We start from the raw sequence: 12925 nt of genomic DNA on the forward strand, positions 1-12925 counted from the left end.
GCAGCTCGTCACTTCGAACGAACGTGGTCGTTGAGTTCCTGGAAACCAGGTCGTTTATCCGTGGGTAACGACTTGCGGCCGAATTCAATGGCCATCTGGGGCGCCTGACCAGACACCGTCGCAACGATAGCCGATTTCACACATTCATAAGCCTTCAGCTCGTACTTGGCTGAGTGTTCCATGGAAATCGACATGGGGCCGACAAAGCCATAACCCATCCAGATACCCAAGAACGTACCGACCAGAGCCGCTGCCACACTCAGGCCGATTTTCTCGGGCCCCTCGGTGAGAAAGTTCATGGTGATGACAATACCCAGTACCGCCGCCACGATACCAAGGCCCGGCAAGGCGTCGGCAATCTTGTTGACCGCGTGAGCGGGCTCTTCCAGCTCATGCTGACGACTATCGATCTCGTTTTCCATCATGCCTTCCAGCTCATGGGGCGCCATGTTGCCGGAACTGATAATGCGAAGGTAGTCGGTGATGAAATCCAGAAGATCGCGGGATTTCATGATGGCCGGGTAACGGGTGAAGATCTGGCTGTTTTCCGGGTTGTCGATGTCCTCCTCAATTGCCATGACCCCCTGCTTGCGAGATTTGTCGAACACTTCATATAGCAGGCTGAGCAAATCCATATAGTAGGATTTGTTGAACGGCGAGCCGGTCAGCAACCGCATGAAACCCTGCCCTACCTCTTTCACCGTGTGCATGGGGTTGGCAATGATGAATGACCCAACCGCCGCGCCGCCGATGATCAAGATCTCGGTCGGCTGCCACAGCACCATCAAATGACCACCGTGCAGCACGTATCCGCCCAGCACACTCGCAACAACTATCACCGCACCAATAATCAGCAGCATGAAAAGATATACGCCTTTTGTTATCTCGTTAACGACCGAGGTCAGTCACGGGTTCTCCACCCCGACCGGGGCGAGCTGTGCCCTGATAATAGCAAGGCTCTGAACGAACAGCGAAGGCGTGAAACAATTTCTATACACGGGGCCGCTTTTGTTACACTGCCGCCTCTGTTCTTACCGAGACTTATTGATGTTTGACAAACTGTTCGTACTGAGCCAATACATTACGCCCCAACGCGCTGTCTCTCGCCTGGCAGGTCGCCTGGCAGACAGCACGAGCGCCCCGGCCCTGAAAAACCGCGTTGTTAACTGGTTTATCGGCCGCTACGGCGTAAACATGAGCGAGGCAGCTGAGTCAGACCCTACCGTCTATCCATCGTTCAATGCGTTTTTTACCCGCGCCCTCAAACCCGGCGTGCGCACTGTGGCGGAAGGCAGCGATGTATTTGTCAGTCCGGTCGACGGTACCATCAGCCAACTCGGACAGATCAGTAACGACAGAGTTTTCCAGGCCAAGGGCCAGTCCTTCGGCCTGACGGAAATCCTCGGCGGTGACGACAGCCGGGCTGAGCCGTTCCGCCACGGGGAGTTCAGTACCATTTACCTGTCGCCCAAAGACTATCACCGCATTCATATGCCCATGGCCGGCACACTGCGGGAGATGGTCTATGTTCCGGGCAAGTTCTTTTCGGTGAACCCGGTTACCGCAGCGCATGTTCCCAACCTGTTCGCCAGAAATGAACGTGTTGTCTGCATTTTCGATACCGAGGCAGGTCCCATGGCCCTGGTTCTGGTGGGTGCGATGATCGTAGGCAGCATGGAAACCACCTGGGCCGGCGTAATTGCGCCGGAACCTGCACAGATAACCCGCTGGGTTTATCGGGGCGAAGATGCGATCAGTTTTGAGAAAGGTGAGGAAATGGGCCGGTTCCGCCTGGGCTCCACGGTTGTCCTGGCAATGCCCAAGGGCGCGGTAACCTGGGATGCCAATCAGGTTCCTGGCAAAAGCGTGCGCATGGGCGAAGCGTTTGGCAGGGTAGGCAGCAACAACACCTGAGACCTGGCTCAGGCCCGCTCGACCGGAAACGCCAGCACGCCTTCTATCCGCTCAGCCCCGGTTTTCAGCATCAGCAAGCGGTCCAACCCCAGGGCCACACCGGAACACTCGGGCAGCCCGGCGTCCAGGGCTGCCAGAAAACTCTGATCAACCGCCATTTCCGGCTTGCCCGCGGCTTTTCTTCGCCGGTTGTCCTGTTCGAACCGGGCTCGCTGCTCAACCGGATCGGTCAGCTCCCAGTAACCGTTGCACAACTCAAGCCCGTCGATGTAGAGCTCGAATCGATGCGCTACCGGGTAGCCATCGTCGTCTGAGACAACCCTGGCCAATGCTGCCTGGCTAGCCGGATACCGGGTAATGAACACCGGCCGGCCCCGCCCCAACAACGGCTCAACCTTGAAGCTCATCACCAGGTCCAGGCAATCATCACGCCCCATGCCGGCCAACTGCTCCGGCTCCAGCCATTGCTGACAGTACTGGTACAGGTCGTGATCCGTGATGGCCATCGGATCGATGCCGGCTAGCGTTTGCTGGGCCTCACGGTAGGTCAGCACATCCGGGCGATCACATCCCAGCCAGCCACACACCAGGTCAGCCACTTCGGCCATCATCGCCGTGTCGTCCAGGCCCACCCGGTACCATTCCAGCAACGAAAATTCGGGGTTATGGCGGCTACCACGCTCGCCATTACGAAACACCCGGGCAATCTGATAGATACATCCCGAGCCCGCCGCCAGCAGGCGTTTCATGTGATATTCAGGGGAGGTCTGCAACCAGCCGCCAGAAACTCCGGCAGCGTTGACGGCCGCCGCGATACCGTCGAGGTTGATATCGGTGACGCCATGCCGTCCGAGCACCGGCGTTTCGACCTCCAAAACACCCCGCTCTGCAAAAAAGCCGCGCACCCAGGCTAGCTGTTGTGCACGGCTTTTCAGATGCTCCCGCGAGGCAGAAGGCTGCCAGACAGGCTGATCGGTCATTGTCGGATCAGCTGCTCTTGACGCGGTTAACGTACTCGCCAGAGCGGGTGTCTACTTTCAACACCTCACCAATGGTGATGAACAAAGGCACGTTCACCACGGCACCGGTCGACAGTGTCGCCGGCTTGGAGCCGCCCTGGGCGGTATCTCCCTTCATGCCCGGGTCGGTATCCACCACTTCCAGCTCAACAAAGTTTGGCGGTGTGACCGTCAGCGGCGCGCCGTTGTACAGGGTCACGGTGTAAACATCCTGCTCTTTCAGCCATTTGACAGTGTCGCCCACGGCCTTGGCATCGGCAGCGTACTGTTCGAACGAGCCGTCGGTCAGCATGAAATGCCAGAACTCACCGTCGGTGTACAGGTATTCCATGTCCTGGTCCATCACGTCCGCGGCTTCCAGGCTCTCGCCGGATTTGAACGTACGCTCCCAGACCCGGTTGGTCATCAGGTTACGCAGTTTAACGCGGTTGAACGCCTGCCCCTTACCGGGCTTGACGAACTCGTTCTCCAGCATGATACAGGGGTCGCCATCCAGCAAAACTTTGAGACCGCTGCGAAATTCGTTGGTAGAATATGAAGCCATGAAATGTCCACCTGACAGACTGTCGTTAAAATTTCAAAGGTCGCTATGATACAGCGAACCCCTGCCCGTATAGAAGCCCGTAACGAAGAGCCATCATTGATCGCTACCGAACCGCGTCGACAGCCCCACAATTGTGCTAAAGGCTGGCAACAGATTCTGGCAGAATCCGTTACCTGCCCGGAGCAGCTGCTTGGGCGTCTGAAGCTGCCGGCAGAGCCCTGGCTCACGGGTGCCAGCGCGGGCCACCACCTGTTTCCCGTGCGGGTGCCCGAGCCCTTCCTACGGCGAATGACTCCGGGTGACCCCAATGATCCCCTGTTGCGACAGGTACTGCCGCTGGCGGAAGAATCGCGACAACAAGCAGGGTATGTGCGCGATCCGCTGCAAGAGAACAACGCCATCCAGACCACAGGGCTGATCCGCAAGTACCAGAGCCGGGCACTGCTGATGGTAACGGGCCAGTGTGCAATCAACTGTCGCTACTGCTTTCGCCGCCACTTCCCCTATGAATCCCAGCGGCTCGGTCCGGACGACCGCCAGCAGGTTCTGGCGACCCTGAATGCCGCCCCCGAAATTAACGAAGTGATCTTCAGCGGTGGTGATCCACTGGCAGTGAATGATCGGCTACTGGCGCAATGGGCCGAAGCCCTGGCAGGCATACCGCATATCAAGCGCCTGCGAATACACAGCCGGCTACCGGTCGTTATTCCGCAACGGGTGTGCGACGCCCTGCTGGGCTGGCTTGGCAATTCGCCACTTCAGAAAATCCTCGTGGTGCATGTGAATCACCCGGCAGAGCTAGACTCAGACACACGAAAAGCCTTTGCGCGCCTTCGCGAAGTGGGGGTGACCCTGCTCAACCAGAGCGTGATCCTGAAAGGGGTCAATGACTCAGCCAGCATCCTGGCCCGGCTGAGTGAAGACCTGTTTGATTCGGGCGTTATGCCCTACTACCTGCACGCGTTTGATCCCGTTGCCGGCGCCCATCACTTTGATGTCAGCGACCAGGCGGCGGCAGCGCTGGTTCGGGCGCTTATGACGCGGCTGCCGGGCTTTCTGGTTCCAAGGCTGGTCAGGGAACTGCCCGGGGAAACCAGTAAAACCCCTATTTTCACAGGCGATAATCAGGCCAACATCAGCGTAACGTGAGACATGTCGCAAAAGCGGTCCCACTTACACTTGTCAAAGATTGTCAACTCATGATCTTCTCGCTTTTTGTTATTGGTTTGCTATCTTAAAGTTCTATAGGTAAAGACAATAAAAGCATGTATTTTCGACACTTTCGGTCGATACATACTCAAAGCGACTCAAACACTGGCGTGAGATCATGGAAGGCAATATTCTGAAACCTGAACTGAAGGTTCCTGAACAGAAAACCGCAAGCCTGTCGTTTTGCGATACGACACCCAAGGCCTTTCGTCTGTGGATTGACCAGCTACCGATGGCCAACATCGGTGAGGCATCCCGCCAGCTTTACCATGCGATTATTGAACTGAACCACCTGTTTCTGGCGCCGCAGCAACGAATGCAGTTCCTTGAGCTGGTTCGCGAGAAAATTCATTTTGTCTGCAACGAGTTGTCACGCCACTTTCTGGGCCTGGCCATCGCCCTGCCCGAGAAGCAGCGCAAGATTGCCAACCTGGCCCAGGCCCTCCAGTTGCACCTGGCCAGCGGCTATAAACTGTGTGTGCTGGAATATCTGGATAACGGCGGTCTGGAAAAAAATCGCCGCCACGTTGCCGCCGCCGTTCACCGCGCCATATCCGAGCTGGGCGCCACGATTGTCCGTTCGCATCAGCTCTACTGCCCAAGCCCGGCCCTGAGCTGGCTGGAGTGCCACCGTCTGTACCGGTTTGCGCATCGGAACAAACTGGCCGCACTGGAAATCGATGACGACACCCTGACCCATCGCCGCGCCAGTACTGTGGCCGACAGCTACAAACGCATTCTCCTGCTGGGCTGCGCCCGCCCCAATCAACTGCGTCAGGCCGAGTTGACTCAGGTTTACGAGCTGTTCGAGTCCTGGACCGAGTTCTGCCAGTGCGGCCCGGACATTGGAACTGACAGCCTGTTCGTGATCAACATGGAGCTGGACAACCCGCCAGTCTACCGGAGCTTGCTGGAAAACAAACCGGGGGACGAAAGCTTCGGTTTTGACACCAAAGATCTTTCCACGCAGCTGGCCGAGGTGCTGCACGCCAGGCGCAGCCACGAGAAAGATGCTACGCGGCTACAGGTATCGCCCAAAATCAGCGACACCCTGCTGACACATCTCAGCCAGGCGCTGGGTATTCTGGCCAAGCGGAATTTCAACCGCATTTCCAGCCAGGGCACGCTGGAGGTCTGCGTCGGCCTGACGGCCACCCACTATTTCGTAGCTGGTGAAAAGACCTTTGCCGAGTTCCTGAACGGTAACGAAACCATTGATCCCGAGCAGGAAAACCGGTTTATCCGCAATGCCAACCGGAACACGGACGCCTGGGCCGGAGCCCACGACGCGGGCCCAAGTGAAGACAGGCTGCACGCGGCCGATGCACCGATCAACTTCAAGTCGGGTACCGGGGCCGCCATACCCACGGGACAGGAGAAGAGCCGCCCCCGCTCCCATCATGCCCTGCTGATCAACACCAGCCCGGGTGGCTACTGCGTTGCCTGGGAAACCAATGTACCGGCCTCGCTGCAGGCGGGTGAGATTCTTGGGGTACGTGAACAGAAATCCCACCCCTGGAGTATCGCCGTGGTGCGCTGGCTGCGTCAGGTCCGGAATCAGGGCACCCAGATCGGCATTGAGCTGCTGGCCCCAAGCGCCGCACCGTGCGGGGTAAGGCTGATCCAGAAGGTGGGCAACAGCAGCGAATACCTCCGGGGGCTGCTACTGCCGGAGATCAGTGTGGTTAATCAGGCCGCTACCCTCATAACCCCGAGACTGCCCTTCCAGAGTGGCAGTCGCATCTCATTGCTGCACGATGGCCGGGAAGATCAGGGGCAGTTGCTCAAGAAGGTCTCTGCCACCGGCAGCATCAGCCAGTTTGAACTGAAACTGCAGAATCCGGCGGCCCTGGCCAGTCCGAATGGCGCCCCGCCATCAACGCCCGGCGCCACGGAAGACGAATTCGACTCCCTGTGGCCATCACTGTAACGCCAAAGGTCGGAAAGACTGTGAACCACGGCTACTGCCAGGGTTGTTATTGATCGCCAACCCCTGCATCATTCAGCGGAAGTGACCGTATCCATGAGAAGTCTTACGAATGCAGAAAAAAAACGCGACCGTACACCTGCTGATTCTTGATCCATCTCAAAATGATGCTGAATCCATGGTCAGCCTGCTCCGCAACTCGGGCAAGGCCACCCGGGCACACCGTATAACCTCGGAAGAAGATCTGGAAGAAGCCCTGAAAACCAGTAACTGGGACCTACTGTTGGCCCGGGACCTGGAGCAGGAGTTCGGGCCGGATGACGCCCTGGCCATGGTCAAGCGCATGGACAAGGACATCCCCTTCGTTCTCCTGACCGAGGAAGTCAGCCGGGAAAGAACGGTGAACATTATCCGGGCCGGCGGACAGGATGCTGTGCCGTTCGAGTACAAGGATCTGCTCGTGCTGGTGGTGAAACGCGAATTGGCCGCCCTGGAAGAGCGCCGCCGTCGTCGGGTTCTGGAATCCCACCTGCGTGAGGCCGAACAGCGCTGCCAGCTGCTTCTGGAAAGCTCCAAGGACGCCATCGCCTACATCAACGATGGCATGCACATCTATGCCAACCAGTCCTACATGGAGTTCCTGGGCTACGACGACATTGATGACCTTATCTGCATCCCGGTTCTCGATACCCTGACCCCGGAAAGCCAGGACAAGTACAAAGACTTCATGAAGGCCTTTGCCGATGATGGCAAGGACGGCATGACCCTGAACTGCACCGCACGCCGCAGCGACGATCAGGAATTGAACGTAACCATGTCTGTCTCTGCCGCCACTTATGATGGCGAAGCCTGCACGCAGATCGTATTGCAGCCAGAACACAGTGATGCCGAGCTGGAAGAAAAGCTCAAACAGATCAGCAGCCAGGATCTGCTCACGGGCCTGTATAACCGTCAATACCTGATGGACGCTCTGGCCCAGGCCATTGCCAATGCCGGCAAGAACAACCAGACCGGCGCCCTGGCCTACATCGCCCTGGACAACTTCATAAGTATGAAGGGCCAGGTCGGTATCGCCGGTGCCGATCTGTTGCTGGGTGATCTGGCCTCGCTGCTAAAAGAACAGGCCGGCGAGGAAGTGACGCTGGCCAGGCTGAGCGATGATGCCTTCTGCCTGATGTGCCTGCCCTGCGATGAGAAACATATGGAAGGCATTGCTGAGCGGGTCCGCAAAGCGGTTGAAGATCATCTGTTCGACATCAACGGCAAGACAGTACCGCTGACAGTGTCCATCGGCATAGCCGCGATCACGGAGAATTCGCCCAAGGCAGAGGAACTGATGGGGCGTGCCCATACCGCCTCCGCCGAGGTGAAGAAGCTCGAGGGCCATGAACGTGGTAACGGGATCGTGGTCTATAATCCCGCCCAGTACGAAAGCCTGGATGAAAGCAACTCGGTTGAGGCTATCCTCAAGGCCCTGGACGACAACCGCTTCCGGCTGCTGTTCCAGCCTATCATCAACCTGCGGGGTGAGGGCGAAGAGCATTACGAGGCCTTCGTTCGCATGCTCGACAAAGACAACGAGGAAGTCTCTCCCTACGACTTCCTGCCCCCCATGGGGCCGAGCGATACGGCCATCAAGATTGACCGCTGGGTGATCCTGCAAACCATCAAACAGCTGGCAAGCCACCGGTCACGGGGTCATGACACCAGGCTGTTCCTGAACATCACCGCCGAGACACTGCAGGACAAAACCTTTACGCCCTGGCTCAGCGTTGCCCTCAAGGCGGCTCGCCTGCCGGGAGACTCACTGATTTTCCAGATCCGCGAAGGCGATGCCAACAACTACATGAAGCAAGCCAAGGAGTTCACCAAAGCGGTACACGAACTTCACAGTAAGGTATCCATTGCCCAGTTTGGCTGCGCCCTGAATCCGTTCAACACGCTCAAGCACATTGACGCCGACTACGTGAAGATTGACGGCTCCTTCACGGAAGAAATCCAGAAGAGCGATGAAGCCAAGGAGCAGGTCAAGGAAATGGTCAAGAGCCTGCAGAATGCCGGCAAGCTCACCATCATACCGCTGGTAGAGAACGCCAGTGTACTGGCAACGCTGTGGCAGGCCGGGGTGAACTATATCCAGGGTTATTACCTGCAGGCACCGGTACCGGAGATGAACTACGACTTCGGGGACCACTGACCGGACGCCAATTCCGGATAGAGGAAAAAGGGGCGAGGTGTCAGAACCTCGCCCTTTTTGCATTCACAGGCTGCTGTTCTGGAGGGTCTGATTGGTATCACTTTCGCGAAAACCGATCAGGTACAGAATGGCGTCCAGGCCCAGGGTGGAAATGGAGTGCCGGGCCGATTCCTTGACCAGCGGCTTGGCACGGAAGGCCACGCCCAGGCCCGCCTGGCTCAGCATCGGCAAGTCGTTGGCACCATCACCCACGGCGATGACCTGCTCCCTTGAGATATGCTCTTTTTCGGCAATCTCGAGCAGCAGCTCGGCTTTGCGCTTGCCATCCACAATCTGGCCTTTGACCTGGCCGGTCACCTTGCCGTCGACAATGTCCAGTTCGTTGGCATACACGTAGTCAATGCCCAGTTTCTGCTGCAGGTGGCGGGCAAAGTAGGTAAAGCCGCCAGAGAGAATCGCGGTGCGGTAGCCCAGCGCTTTCAGGCTTCGGATCAGGTGCTCAGCCCCCTCTGTCATACGCAGCCGACCGGCAATACTTTCAAGCACCGACTCATCCAGGCCTTTGAGCAGCGCCAGCCGCTCGGCAAAGCTCTGGCTGAAGTCCAGCTCACCTTGCATGGCACGCTCGGTTATTTCCGCAACCTGCTCGCCCACGCCGGCCTCATGGGCCAGCTCATCGATCACCTCGGCCTCAATCAGCGTGGAGTCCATATCGAACACCACCAGCCGACGGTTTCGCCGGAAAATGGAATCTTCCTGGAAGGCGATATCCACGTTCATCTCACCGGCAATATGCAGGAAGTCCGCCCGAAGTTGTTCCAGGTCTGACGGCGTCCCCCGCACCGAAAACTCGACACAGGCAATGCGGTTCTCCCCCTGATTGAGCGACGGGCGTGCAGAAAGGCGGGTAATGTTGTCAATGTTCAGCCCATGCCGGGCCGTAATGGCCGATACCCGGGCAATCTGTTCGGCCTTGATGTCACGGGATAGCAGGGTAACGATGTAGCAGGCACGGTTACGCCCTTCGGCCCATGCCTGGTATTCCTCCACCGTGATGGGGGCAAAGCGCACCTGAAGGTCCAGGGCATGCAGTCGAAAAAGAACGTCACGGATCACCGGGGACGATTTCGACTCATCCGGGATCTCGATCAGTATGCCCCAGGTCAGGTGGTCGTGAATCACCGCCTGGCCAATATCCAGAATCCGGACATCGTACTGCCCCATGATCCCGGTGATCTCCGAGGTCAATCCGGGCTTATCTCGCCCGGACACATTTACCAGAACCAGCTCACTCACTGTCGGCGCCCTCCACGTCCTGAGCTTCTTCCTGGGCACGGGCCGCAGACGGAATCACATCAATGCCGTCTACCCGCTGGAGCCCTCTGGGCAATTTGTGACCACGCCGGCCACGCTCACCAAGATAATGCTCCAGATCTGCAAAACGCAGACCCAGTTTGCGTTTGCCGGCCTTCACCTCCAGTTGGTCTTCTTCACCGAAGACAGCGGCAGCCACCACATACTCCTCACGATTCTGAACGCGGGCAGAGGGAATGCTGATGATTTTGTTACCCTTACCCTTGGCCAGTTCCGGCAATTCGCTGAGCGGGAACACCAGCATCCGCCCCTCGTTGGATATAGCCGCCAGGTAAAGGGTTGTTGCTGTCTCTGGGATCAGCACAGGGGGCATGATTCGGGCCCCTTTGGGCACAGACACCACCGCCTTGCCAGCTCGATTCTTGCTGATCATGTCGTTCAACGAGGTCACGAAACCATAGCCGCCGTCGGTGACCAGCAGCGCTTTACGCTCCGGATTTCCCATCAGCAGCCCAGAGAAGGTCGCCCCGGACGGTGGGTTGATCCGGCCGGTAAGAGGCTCGCCCTGCCCTCGGGCAGACGGCAGACTGTGAGCCATGAGCGCATAGGCACGCCCAGTGCTGTCGAGGAAGATGGCCTGCTGATTGTTTCTGCCCCTGGCAGCCAAAGCAAAGCGGTCGCCAGACTTGTAACTGAGCCCGGACGGATCAATGTCGTGCCCCTTGGCAGCCCGCACCCAGCCTTTCTCCGACAGCACCACAGTGACCGGGTCGTTGGACACCAGGTCAATCTCACTGAAGGCCTTGGCTTCTTCACGGGCGACGATCGGAGAACGGCGATCATCACCGTAGGTTTCGGCATCCTGCTGCAGTTCGGTCTTGATCAGCTCGCGCAGGCGGTCTTCCGAGCCCAGAATAGCTTGCAGTTCGTCCCGTTCCGCGGCCAGCTCGTCCTGCTCACCACGGATTTTCATTTCCTCGAGTTTTGCCAGGTGGCGCAGTTTCAGCTCAAGAATGGCTTCCGCCTGGTCGGCCGACAGGTCAAACCGGGACATCAGTACGGCCTTGGGCTTGTCTTCGGTACGAATGATCTCAATCACCTCGTCGATGTTGAGGTAGGCAATCAACAAGCCTTCGAGAAGGTGTAACCGGGCCAGAACCTTGTCCAAACGGTGTTGCAGACGGCGGGTAACGGTATTCTTTCGGAACGCCAGCCACTCGGTCAGGATCTGGTGAAGCCCTTTTACACCTGGGCGGCCATCGTTACCGATCACATTGATATTGACCCGGTAGGTTTTCTCCAGATCGGTGCTGGCAAACAGGTGCGCCATCAAACCATCCAGATCCACCCGGTTGGACCGGGGCACGATCACCAGACGAGTGGGGTTCTCATGGTCGGATTCGTCACGCAGGTCCGCCACCATGGGCAGTTTCTTGCCCTGCATCTGCTGGGCAATCTGCTCCAGCACCCGGTTACCGGATACCTGATGTGGCAGATCGGTAATCACGATCTCGCCACTTTCACGAACCCAGCGCGCTCTCATACGCAGAGAGCCGCGGCCGGTTTCATAGATCTGCCTCAGATCCTTGCGGGGGGTAATAATTTCCGCATAGGTGGGAAAATCCGGCCCCTTGATGTGTTCACAGAGCTGGTCAACGGTGGCTTCCGGGTCATCCAGCAAGCGAATGCAGGCGGCGGTGACCTCTCGCACGTTGTGCGGCGGAATATCGGTGGCCATGCCCACGGCAATGCCGGTGGTGCCGTTCAGCAGGACATGAGGCAACCGGGCTGGCAGAACGGACGGCTCCTCCATGGTGCCATCAAAGTTCGGCGCCCAGTCCACGGTTCCCTGCCCCAACTCACCCAGAAGAACATCGGCAAAGGCAGCCAAGCGGGATTCGGTGTAACGCATGGCGGCGAACGATTTCGGGTCGTCCGGCGAGCCCCAGTTACCTTGACCATCCACCAACGGGTAGCGATAGGAGAACGGCTGCGCCATCAGCACCATGGCTTCATAGCAGGCGCTGTCACCATGGGGGTGGAACTTACCCAGCACATCACCAACGGTACGGGCAGATTTCTTGTACTTGGAGGTGGATTTCAGCCCCAGCTCCGACATGGCATAAACAATCCGACGCTGCACCGGCTTGAGCCCATCCCCTACGTTGGGCAATGCACGGTCCAGGATCACGTACATGGAGTAGTCGAGGTAGGCCTTCTCGGTATAATCCCGTAGCGATACCCTTTCGAAACCTTCATCCGTTGTCTGAAACTCTGGCATAGATGCCTCTTTGCCTTAACTGCCTGTTTTGAAATGCGGCTTTGATGCAGCCCCGATAACCCGGCACAAACACCGGGCAATGTGGCGCACATTATATGGACGCAAGCAACGATACACCAATTTCCAATAGCGGAATTCCCGCATGGAGAGTCTGTAAGGTGCACCGTATTCTCGCCACAGTGAATAGAAAGCCGTTTTATCCCCTGACAAGCGGAAACCTATGAAACCCAATCTCAAAGCCTGCGGGCACGCCCTGGTGACAGCCTTGGTGAACGCCACCCTGGCCGTCGCGCTGATGCTGCTGGTGGAATTCGCCATCAGTGGATCATTCCAGATGCCGGAGCCTTACCTTTGGGCCGGTCTGGTCATTGGCGTTGTCATCTTTATCGCCCAGTTCTGGCGCCAACGGCATCTGTGCCGAACCAGTGAACAATCCGGCAACGTGCAACAACCCTGATTCGTCATCAAATCCTAAGCTAAATCAAGATTCCACCCTCATGTTCAGGGTGACAACGCCCCA

10 protein-coding genes are annotated in these 12925 nt (G+C 57.8%); 5 read left to right on the forward strand and 5 right to left on the reverse strand.

All coding sequences use genetic code 11. From position 1 onward, the window contains the following. Nucleotides 1-8: 8 nt before the first annotated feature. Nucleotides 9-860 carry a flagellar motor stator protein MotA gene (gene motA / locus J122_RS05750; protein ID WP_061331586.1) on the reverse strand — a complete coding sequence of 284 codons (852 nt, stop codon included), beginning with the start codon at nucleotides 858-860 and terminating at the stop codon, nucleotides 9-11. A gap of 187 nt (nucleotides 861-1047) precedes the next feature. Here motA and asd point away from each other — a divergent pair, with 187 nt between their 5' ends. After that, nucleotides 1048-1914, forward strand: a complete 867-nt coding sequence (gene asd, locus J122_RS05755; protein ID WP_061331587.1) for an archaetidylserine decarboxylase — start codon at nucleotides 1048-1050, stop codon at nucleotides 1912-1914. A gap of 8 nt (nucleotides 1915-1922) precedes the next feature. Here asd and epmA read toward each other — a convergent pair whose 3' ends face one another. Further along, nucleotides 1923-2894 carry an EF-P lysine aminoacylase EpmA gene (gene epmA, locus J122_RS05760; protein WP_061331588.1) on the reverse strand — a complete coding sequence of 324 codons (972 nt, stop codon included), beginning with the start codon at nucleotides 2892-2894 and terminating at the stop codon, nucleotides 1923-1925. A gap of 7 nt (nucleotides 2895-2901) precedes the next feature. Beyond that, entirely contained in the window at nucleotides 2902-3477 is a 576-nt protein-coding gene (efp, locus tag J122_RS05765) for an elongation factor P (protein WP_058092083.1), read from the reverse strand. 45 nt (nucleotides 3478-3522) lie between these two features. Between efp and epmB the strand changes: the two genes are divergently transcribed. From epmB to J122_RS05780, 3 genes are all read left to right on the forward strand, one after another. Beyond that, on the forward strand, nucleotides 3523-4626 hold the full coding sequence (gene epmB / locus J122_RS05770; RefSeq protein WP_061331589.1) for an EF-P beta-lysylation protein EpmB: 1104 nt from the start codon (nucleotides 3523-3525) through the stop codon (nucleotides 4624-4626). A 178-nt stretch (nucleotides 4627-4804) separates the two neighbouring features. Then, entirely contained in the window at nucleotides 4805-6616 is a 1812-nt protein-coding gene (locus tag J122_RS05775) for a hypothetical protein (protein WP_058092085.1), read from the forward strand. Nucleotides 6617-6725: 109 nt separating this feature from the next. Beyond that, nucleotides 6726-8810 carry a GGDEF domain-containing response regulator gene (locus J122_RS05780; RefSeq protein ID WP_061331590.1) on the forward strand — a complete coding sequence of 695 codons (2085 nt, stop codon included), beginning with the start codon at nucleotides 6726-6728 and terminating at the stop codon, nucleotides 8808-8810. 63 nt (nucleotides 8811-8873) lie between these two features. Here the strand turns inward: J122_RS05780 and serB are convergent, their stop codons facing one another. Next, the gene (gene serB / locus J122_RS05785; protein ID WP_061331591.1) at nucleotides 8874-10106 is read right to left on the reverse strand and encodes a phosphoserine phosphatase SerB; all 1233 of its coding nucleotides are present in this window, start codon (nucleotides 10104-10106) and stop codon (nucleotides 8874-8876) included. Beyond that, nucleotides 10099-12405, reverse strand: coding sequence for a DNA topoisomerase IV subunit A (gene parC, locus J122_RS05790; protein ID WP_061331592.1), 2307 nt, complete (start codon nucleotides 12403-12405; stop codon nucleotides 10099-10101). The genes serB and parC overlap by 8 nt, the downstream gene beginning before the upstream one ends. Before the next feature lie 220 nt (nucleotides 12406-12625). Between parC and J122_RS05795 the strand changes: the two genes are divergently transcribed. Beyond that, nucleotides 12626-12862, forward strand: a complete 237-nt coding sequence (locus J122_RS05795; protein WP_061331593.1) for a hypothetical protein — start codon at nucleotides 12626-12628, stop codon at nucleotides 12860-12862. The last annotated feature ends 63 nt before the right edge of the window (nucleotides 12863-12925 follow it).

Origin of the sequence: Marinobacter excellens LAMA 842, assembly GCF_001574445.1 — a bacterium.
In the GTDB taxonomy this organism is placed as follows: domain Bacteria; phylum Pseudomonadota; class Gammaproteobacteria; order Pseudomonadales; family Oleiphilaceae; genus Marinobacter; species Marinobacter shengliensis.

Excerpts from the sequence above, each read along its gene's own strand:
- J122_RS05775 (WP_058092085.1), top strand. The coding sequence starts at position 4,805 with ATGGAAGGCAATATTCTGAAACCTGAACTGAAGGTTCCTGAACAGAAA.
- epmA (WP_061331588.1), bottom strand. The coding sequence starts at position 2,894 with ATGACCGATCAGCCTGTCTGGCAGCCTTCTGCCTCGCGGGAGCATCTG.
- efp (WP_058092083.1), bottom strand. The coding sequence starts at position 3,477 with ATGGCTTCATATTCTACCAACGAATTTCGCAGCGGTCTCAAAGTTTTG.
- motA (WP_061331586.1), bottom strand. The coding sequence starts at position 860 with ATGCTGCTGATTATTGGTGCGGTGATAGTTGTTGCGAGTGTGCTGGGC.
- parC (WP_061331592.1), bottom strand. The coding sequence starts at position 12,405 with ATGCCAGAGTTTCAGACAACGGATGAAGGTTTCGAAAGGGTATCGCTA.
- asd (WP_061331587.1), top strand. The coding sequence starts at position 1,048 with ATGTTTGACAAACTGTTCGTACTGAGCCAATACATTACGCCCCAACGC.
- J122_RS05780 (WP_061331590.1), top strand. The coding sequence starts at position 6,726 with ATGCAGAAAAAAAACGCGACCGTACACCTGCTGATTCTTGATCCATCT.
- epmB (WP_061331589.1), top strand. The coding sequence starts at position 3,523 with ATGATACAGCGAACCCCTGCCCGTATAGAAGCCCGTAACGAAGAGCCA.
- J122_RS05795 (WP_061331593.1), top strand. The coding sequence starts at position 12,626 with ATGAAACCCAATCTCAAAGCCTGCGGGCACGCCCTGGTGACAGCCTTG.